Annotated in this window: 6 protein-coding genes and 1 pseudogene; all 7 read right to left on the bottom strand. The window is 37.3% G+C overall.

Going from position 1 to position 8,906, the window contains the following annotated elements; translation table 11 throughout:
* Nucleotides 1–2,666 (bottom strand): annotated as a pseudogene (locus ACFILA_RS07710) (autotransporter outer membrane beta-barrel domain-containing protein); the annotation flags it as partial.
* Between the two features lie 158 nt (nucleotides 2,667–2,824).
* Nucleotides 2,825–3,127, bottom strand: a complete 303-nt coding sequence (locus tag ACFILA_RS07705) for a hypothetical protein (RefSeq protein WP_375660937.1) — start codon at nucleotides 3,125–3,127, stop codon at nucleotides 2,825–2,827.
* Between the two features lie 90 nt (nucleotides 3,128–3,217).
* Entirely contained in the window at nucleotides 3,218–3,355 is a 138-nt protein-coding gene (locus tag ACFILA_RS07700; protein ID WP_375660936.1) for a hypothetical protein, read from the bottom strand.
* 32 nt (nucleotides 3,356–3,387) lie between these two features.
* Nucleotides 3,388–3,732 carry a hypothetical protein gene (locus ACFILA_RS07695; RefSeq protein ID WP_375660935.1) on the bottom strand — a complete coding sequence of 115 codons (345 nt, stop codon included), beginning with the start codon at nucleotides 3,730–3,732 and terminating at the stop codon, nucleotides 3,388–3,390.
* Nucleotides 3,732–3,884, bottom strand: a complete 153-nt coding sequence (locus tag ACFILA_RS07690; protein ID WP_375660161.1) for a hypothetical protein — start codon at nucleotides 3,882–3,884, stop codon at nucleotides 3,732–3,734. Before ACFILA_RS07690 ends, ACFILA_RS07695 begins: the two co-directional genes overlap by 1 nt.
* A 49-nt stretch (nucleotides 3,885–3,933) precedes the next feature.
* On the bottom strand, nucleotides 3,934–4,902 hold the full coding sequence (locus ACFILA_RS07685; RefSeq protein ID WP_375660934.1) for a hypothetical protein: 969 nt from the start codon (nucleotides 4,900–4,902) through the stop codon (nucleotides 3,934–3,936).
* A gap of 686 nt (nucleotides 4,903–5,588) precedes the next feature.
* Entirely contained in the window at nucleotides 5,589–8,708 is a 3,120-nt protein-coding gene (locus ACFILA_RS07680) for an autotransporter outer membrane beta-barrel domain-containing protein (protein WP_375660933.1), read from the bottom strand.
* Nucleotides 8,709–8,906: the final 198 nt, after the last annotated feature.

Below are 8,906 nucleotides of genomic sequence, written 5' to 3'. Positions count from 1 at the left end.
GATGGACGAACCTCATCAGTAGAATCTTCAACTGGAACAAACGGTGCAGGCATAGGTTGCACAAAAGAATGGTCCTCTGGAACAATTGGTACAGAAGGACGTGCAGGTTCAACAGGCGCAGAAGGAGGAGAAACAAAATCTGTAGATGAAGTGTCATCTGGAATAGAGGGCTCAGATGGCAGAACCTCATCAGTAGAAGGAGCCTCTGGAACAGTTGGTACAAAAGGAACTCTAGGTTCAACAGGCACAGAAGGAGTGGGAACAAAATCTGTAGATGAAGGAGATACCGGAATAGAGGGCTCAGATGGCAGAACCTCATCAGTAGAAGGAGCCTCTGGAACAGTTGGTACAAAAGGAACTCTAGGTTCAACAGGCACAGAAGGAGTGGGAACAGAATCCGTAGATGAAATATCCTCTAAAACAGAGGGCTTAGATGGCAAAACCTCATCAGTAGAAGTTTCAACTGGAACAAGCGATGCAGGCATAGGTTGCACGGAAGAAGCGTCCTCTGGAACAGAGGGGACAGAGGGAAGTACAGGCGAAACAGGGGCAGAAGGAGTGAGAGTAGAATCCGTAGGAATAAATGTTTCAGACGGCTCAGATGTTTCAGGCAAAGAAGGTGTAGATGGTATAAGCGGTGGCTTAACAGAAGGAGGTTGTTCAGGCGCAATAGTCTCTGATGGCCGTTCAGAAGGTATAGTTTCTTCTTCAGATTTAGGTGGTAAAACTGTGGACGTAGGCTTAATAGACGGAACTGAAATAGATTCAGAAGGATCTAATTCAGGATTAATGTAAACACTTTCGAGACGAAAATCCCAAAAATCTCCTTCCCCTTCAACCAATCTATTTTCGGGACTTGCTTCTCCAGAAGAAGAACCAGGACCATAAGCACGAAGTTTATATTGATAAGGAAATCCATTTATCGCAACATAATCATTCAAAAGCTTAAAAGTATCTTCCTTTGCTTTTCCAAAAACCTGAATAATCGAAACACTTTGATGACTTCCGTCAATCACTTTTGTATCTGAAGCTTTTTGAAATTTTTCCATTCCAATGAGCGTGGTTCCCAAAACATCACCATAGATTAAAACGCGATCAGTTTTTTGAGGATCAAATGAACCATCATTATTCATAAATGTGCTCATCTTAATCCGAGAATTACCTTCCGCACTGTATACTTTATTGTATACGTCATCCACACCCGCTGTTTTACCAATATCATCTAATGCATAAACATCTTCTTTATTGTATATTTTCTTTCCAATATGCAATGTTTGATAATCTTGAGAGACATATTTCTCAAAAACAAGCGTACTATCAAGGAGACTCAAAGTAGAAAGCGATGAAACCGTAACATCCTTTTCTTCTAAACCTTGATATTTACTTTTAGTAAGATACCATGTTGAACCATTTTTTAACTGTAAATCTACGCGAGACCTATCTTCAATGCGCACTCCCCCTATAAGGGTTGAAGAATATGCTTGAACAAGAAGAGAAGAATCTTTTTCAGTTTTTATTAATAAGTCACCAGAGATTTTTGTATCGTCCAACAGTTCAAGGGTAGCTTTAGCTCCAAAACCATCAGTCCCAGTGCTATAAATGGCGATACCTTCTGGAACTGTAAAGTTTGTCTTTGATAACTGAACAAATGCCTTTCCTATAATGATATTTCTGCCTTGTAACAACATTTCATTAGTTGAATCAGCTATTCTAAACCCTTCCTCTGGTTCTAATCCATAAAAATACAGACCATGTACTCCTTTACCCAGCACAGAAACATTGGATTTGTTAATCTTAATATTTGTCTTCTTAAATTCATCCGATGAACTAAATGCTTTCCACAACAACTTTTCTTTATCATTCACATCAACCGAAGAATTTTTCACCAAAAAACCATGCATATCACTCAGTTCAATAGAACTATTACTCAATTGAACATTACTTCCTTGAGAGACATCGAAAGCTTCTGGTATTTTATCAAAACCTTCCTCATCGACGATAGTAGTTTTTTGTTTTCCTTTACCCTTAATGATAGTACTATCGAAATTATACCCTCCCCCATAAAATGATGAAAATCTACCTTTCCCATTAAATGTAACAGTACTGCCTGACATCCTAATCTTTGCACCAAGTCTACTCACAAACCCGATATCTTGCAGGTTGTCTGGCTCAATCTCAATCTTTACACGCACTAAAGCAATATCCGCTTCTTCACCCAATGCATACATAGCGTGAGAAGTTTCCGTAATTGACCCATCTGTCATGCTAATGACCGCATTTTCAGCATGAAGAGCACGTACATTCTTAAAATTTGAATTTTTTAGATTAAGACGCGCACCATATTTTGCATATGCACCATATGTCAATATTTGACCTGAATCATCGCCATAAACATTTATCTGAGATGCATCAACAACTGTACCTGCTTTTTCTACATATATAGCCTTAGTAGGAGCAGAATCAGGAGCATGTTCTTGAGAACTTTTTAAATTATAAGTTTTATTTTCAAGTGTATGTTTTTTACCATCACTGCACGTATAAAAGCTCCCTGTTTCATCACAGGGAGCTGCAAAAGCATGAAAGCCAGCATTAATATTTACAACCCAAAAAAAAGAAAAAGCAACTGTTGTAAAAGTCAACCTATAATTTTTAAATATATTAACCATAACTCTTTTGCAAATCCTTCTCCCCCGCTTTATTTAAAAGTGAATGAGATCTGAAATAATGTTAAGTTAAACATATGAATAGTTTTAAGTATAACAAATAAATACTTGCTTTGCAATTCATAAAATACTCTATATTTATGTAAATGTTATTCTATATTTCAGAATATACATAAAAGCGTAGTGTAAACCGCATGAAAAATCATCTCTGAAAAACCAGTTTTACTAAGACGATGCTGATAGGTTAAATCTCCGTGCAATAAAAAATTTGAAGATAACTGAGCATTACCCCCCATTCCAACTTCTAGAGAAGAACCAAAACCCCCTAATTGGAATTCATCTCCAAACTGTACACGTTGTTTTCCTCCAAAACTCATGGCAAGATGAAACTTGCCATTGAAAGAAACAACAAGAGCCTCTTCAGAAGCAGCAAGCGTCTTTCTTAAAGACCCGCCAACACGCATCACCTACAAATCAAGTTTTTCTATTTCAATATCAAAACCATCAATATCAAACGCCTGATCAAACCGCACATTTTGATAAACAACCTAAACCTACGGTATCAAAATAACCCCTTTATGTCCTGTCATAAATGACTTACCCGCAATCAATAAAGCACTCAAAGGTGTTCCCTTCAATGTTGTTGTCTTGCCTCTTGCCTCTCGTGAGAACATTCCCTTTAAATAAACCATAGGAAAAAAGACCCTCGATATAAAAGCCTGTATCATACTGCATGCTGCCATATGTGTAATAGACCATTTATCAAATGTACTTTTTTGTTTTCTTCAACATCTTGAGGTTGTAGAGAATTTTTTCCATCATTCCCCATTATTCCAAAGCTTAAAGTGTGATGTGTATCCTCAATCGCATTGAGCAAAACACTTGCCTCTATAGCGTTATAATTCAAATTTCCACCATAACCATATTGAAACTCAGATAGGTCAGAAACATAACGATAACTTCCACCGTAACCTCGCACAAAAAGTGCAGGATTTTTTATCTTTTTCCCTAAAGTCCCAGCAGCAATACGCAATGTTTCCAGCTGTTTATTGTGATTGTTCATATCCATCAAACCAACCTGAAACAAGCATGAGGCATCGATAGATATGCTGAAACTTGCGGAACAACAGCTTTAATGCCCTCTTCAGGATAAAGAACAGAAGCATCATGATCAGCTAAAACATTATTATGATGAGTATGAGTACTTAAAGAATGAGACACATCATTTTCCAACCGCATATGATGCAGATGAGAAAGTTTCTGAACATATTCAGTTCAAGTCGGAAATCCCAAAAATCTCCATTATACTCAATATTTTTCTCTTTAACGGATCCATCCCCACCTTTACCTGTCTATGAGAAAAATTGGGACCATAAGCACGAACACTATATCGATAAGGCGCTCCTCTTAGAGCAACATAATCTGTTGTTAATTTAAAGGAATCATCCGCAGCCTTTCCATAAACCTGAACAATTGAAACACTGAGGCTGTCTTTTTTATCGTCTTTTTGCTTACCTTTGCTCTGGTTCTTTATTTTTTTTGAAGCCACTGTAACATCGACAATATGCACCTTACTTTTTCCATAAACATCACCATAGATAAGAAGTTTATCAGCTTTTATTCCCTTGCTTTTACCATTTGCAGTAAGATATGCATTAACATATAAGCGTGCGTCCTCTCCTACAACGTAAGCATGATCTAAACCATAATCATCATCCAATCTCCTAACACGAAGTGTCTGATAAAAATCATTTCTTGGTTTCTGAAAGAAAATAAAACTATCAATAAGCCTTACAAAGAAAATAGATGAACCTACACAATATGGAACTTTTTTATGATTATTTTCAAGCGCATTTTTATTTGCTCTTACAGTCCATAGAGATTGATTGAACAACTCAACACTACCATAAGAACCTTTCTCAACATGTGCCCTTCCTGCAAGAAAAGACGCATAGGCACCAAGCGCAACAAATGAATTATTTTTGACATCTAACCGATCAGCAAAAATACGCGTACCCTCTGATGCCGTAATATAAGGATACCTCCTAGCATCGTTACTATAAATAGCCGTACCATCAAGAACATGAAGAGCAGTCTTTTTAAATCGAAATTCACCTAAACTTATAAGAAGCACTCCCTCTTGATATTCATGTTGAGGAGTACTTCCTCTAAAATGCAAACTATGAACCCTTTGTCCCTGAAGAATGATCTCTGAGTTTTCAAAAGAAACCAAAGACATAGAACTATCTCGAAACTCAAATGACCTTTCCTTAAAAACCGGTTTTGCACTTTCAATCGCTATGTCATGAACATCAGAAACCTGAATCTTACCTTCATCAAAGAAAAAAACCGCTCTGCTTCACACCAAACACAGATTGAGATAACTTGGCATTTCTACCACTTTTCTTTTCGCTATTTCCTATAATAGAACTCTTTTTAAAAGAAGTTTTATTGTCTTTTGACACAACCACTGCTGATGTAATCTTCTCAGATCTATTTAATTCTAAAATTCCACCAATTCCTGAAACGCCTTTTCCCCTTTACTTTTTTCCGGCTTAATAACTATGTTATGAGATTGTATTGTAAAAATAACACCTGTAGTCCTTCCTATCCAATCCACTCATATATAACTTATTACGACTTCCAAAAGTACAAGCAGCACCAACTGTATCACACGAATACGATTTAAAAAGAGAATTACATGAGGGTTTATAACCTTCTGCACTCACATCTATATTGTGCGCGAAGAAAAAATAGAGGTCGTAAGAAAACACACCTCTGGTTCATCTACTTATTATTCTTATTATGTGCCGTCATAATAAGTTGTTTTGTATTATACATAAAGTCAAAAATCAGAAAATAACACTATAAAACCATGCTTTATACTTATATTTTCCACAAAGGATATATTAAAGGAAAATACAATTAAAAGTGATAGCTTAATCCACCAGAAAAATGCGTTCCAGAAAATCCGGCATTCGTAAATTTATGCTGATAAATCAGGTCACTATGAAAAATAATTTTTGGAGATAATTGCGAAAAAACACCAAATCCAGCTTCTAAAGAAGACCCAAAGGAACCAAGCTGGAAGGCATCTTTAAAATATACAAATTGTTTATCATCAAAACTACGAATGAAATGAAGCTTACCATAGAATGAAAGAACATGTGCATCTTTAGTAAATGTAAGTGTCTTCGTTAAATACCCACCAATACGCATCCCCCAATGATCTGGGCTTCGCATATCAATATTAAAATTATCAATATCACGAGTCTTATGAAACTGGAGATTTTGATAAACAAACTGAACTTGTGGTTCAAAAATAAAATATCGACTGCCGATCATAAACGTTTTACCAGCAGTTAAGGAAACACTCAGCGGCTTACCTCTCAATGTAGCTGTTTTACCTCGCTCAAGTGTGAGAACATTTCCATTAAACAAACCATAAGAAAAGAGACCATCCATATAAAGCCCCGTATCATGCTGCATGCTTCCATATGCCGTGATTGTCCATTTATCAAATATACTTTCTTGACTTTGTTTAACCTTTCGAGGCTGCAAAGAAAGCTTGCCATAATTCCCCATAACCCCAAAAGATGTCGTACTGTATGCACTTTCGATTTTCTTGAGTAAAATATTTGCCTCTAGTGCATTATAATCAAGCTCACCGCCATAATCACCATATTTAAGTACAGATAAATTTGAAGTATAACGATGATGTCCACCGTAACCGCGTAAAAACAAAGCGGGATTTCCATCATTTTTCAATAACCGACCAGAAACAGTTCGCAGCGATTGCAACTGCTTGTTTTGATTACTGATATCCATCAATCCAGCATAAAATAAGGTATTTGGCACAAGAATATAAGTCAGAACCTGGGGAACAACGACTCTCACATTTGGCTCAAAATGAGAAGAAGGCTCAAAAACAGATGCCGGAACAGAAAAACTAGACGCAGGTGGTACAACAACAGAAGGGGTGGGTGAAACATGCGGCGGAACAGGTGAACCAGATGCAGGTGGTGCAACTGGATTAGATTCAGCAATAGCGGGAATAACAGGTGCAAAAGAGGAAGGAGGATTGGGGATCTCAAGCACCAAAACATCAGATACATTAGGTGTAGTCGTAAGATGGAAATCCCGATCAGGAGAATCTACAGGAGAAGAAAGACTTGGCTCCTGAGGTTTTTGCTGAGAGTTAGAATCAATAGAACCATCCTCTCCTCCAATAATATTAGGATGAATTTTAGGAAAAGAAGGAATATCATCAGAAGAAGGAGGGACAACCAAATCAAGAACGGGAAAAACTTTAGTGGGATCAAGAGAGGAAGAATCAACAAATTGACTTTCGAGGCGGAAATCCCAAAATGTTCCAGAGTTTTTAAGCACTCTTTGATTTGAATCTGCTGCCCCTAAAGTAGAGCCTGGACCATAACTCTTAAGATGATACTGATAGGGGGAGGCTTCAAGTGTGACATATCCCCCCTTTAACTGAAAAGAATCTTCAGCAGCTTGTCCATAAACCTGAATAATGGAAATCCCCTGATTATTACCACCATCTCCCGTCAATGCCCCTGAGCTTCCAGGAACACTATACACATGGACTGTCGTCTTTCCTTCAAGATCACCATTGATTAAAAGCCGGTCAGTTTTTTGCTCTTGCAGAGCTCCCCCTTTATCCAAATATGCATTAAGATAAAGAAGCGCATCGCCTTGTGCACGGTAAACAGTCCCCGATCCTTTTCCGATAAGAAGTGTCTGATAACCATCAGTCGTTTTGGATTTTAGTTCTTTAAAAATAAGAGAACTACCCATAAGATTGACCGATGAAATGAAGGAATAGTCCCCTAAATTAGAACCAGACGCATCAGAATTTTGCAATTTGTCATATTTTGGTCGCGATAAAATCCATTTTGAACCATTTTTTAACTCTATCTTAGCCGTAGAACTTCCATCAACATGTGCGCCTCCTACAAGGGTAGAAGCATCAGCCTCAATCTTTACATTGGAATGCTCAACAGCTTTCAGGAGTGAATCACCAGAAACTGTTGAATTTTGTAAGAGTTTAACAGAACTTTCAAATTCGCGGCTATAAATAGCCGTACTTTCTGGAGCCATAACGGTTGTCTTTGTCAAATAGACAGTCCCTTTTCCAGGCATAATTGTTTTTTTATCATTTAAGACAGCTTCCCAAAAAAAGCGCATGCCATTAAATGCATTCCCTCTCACAAAAACATTGGAATATTTGATATGAGCAGTATTATTATCATTCCCCTCCAAGGCAATACCATGCGCTCTAATGACATTAACGTTTCCCTTCTGGAAATTAAGAGAGCCTTTCCCCTGCAGCATACTAAAAGCAGAAGCTTCACGATGATTACCTGTATTTGTCCCCTGTTTTCCCCTCCCCGTAATAGAAACACCATCTAAATTAATTTCTCCATCTCCTCCTGTTTGGACACCAATACCACTGGTAAAATCAATTTTTCCTTCTTTCATATAAATTTTTGCACCATTATGACTCAAAAGACCTATCGCATCAGAAGATGTCTTAATCTCTGTCTTGGTCAAAGAAACAAACGACCCTTTACCCGCAACACTGATCCCCATTCTGGTTGCTTTAATCACCCCATCCTGCATCTCAAAAGCCCCCTCCTCATTAACATCGCCCCCTATCGACACGTTATTTAACATGGAATCAAATAGAACAACGCCTCCCCCATTTGAGGACTTTACAGCTGTTGTCCAAGCGTTTGTTTCTGAATGTCCATGTGCATTCGAAACACCGTTAATGATTATAGCCTCTCCCTCAATAACTGTATCTTTCCCTGATGCCTCTATGGCAGCATCAGAACTTTCACCCGTAAGTTGATAAGTTTTCTTGGAAATTTCATGCGTTTTACCATCATTACAGCGATAAAATGAAGCACTTTCGTTACATGAATATTGCTTCTTCTCAGAAGAAATCTCACCCGCATCAGTATTGTATACAAAGAAAAAAATAACCGTTGTAAAATGACATAAAGAGAGATGATTTTTAAACATAATTTTCTACAAACTTTCTTCCCCTTCCCTAAAAACAAAAAAAACGCGTTCTGTTTAATAACTTTGGTTACGCGTAATAATTTAAAATACGTTTTGTATTTTATATATCGACCACATGTTTTATGTAAAGCCAGAATCTCAAAATATCACAATTTAAAATTGTATTATTTATAAATACGCGTAAAAATATAAATAGAA

This window comes from Bartonella sp. CL71SXKL (assembly GCF_042194935.1).
Classification (GTDB): domain Bacteria; phylum Pseudomonadota; class Alphaproteobacteria; order Rhizobiales; family Rhizobiaceae; genus Bartonella.
The sequence above is the reverse complement of the archived record's forward strand: the minus strand, read 5'-3'. Positions and strand labels throughout refer to the sequence as shown.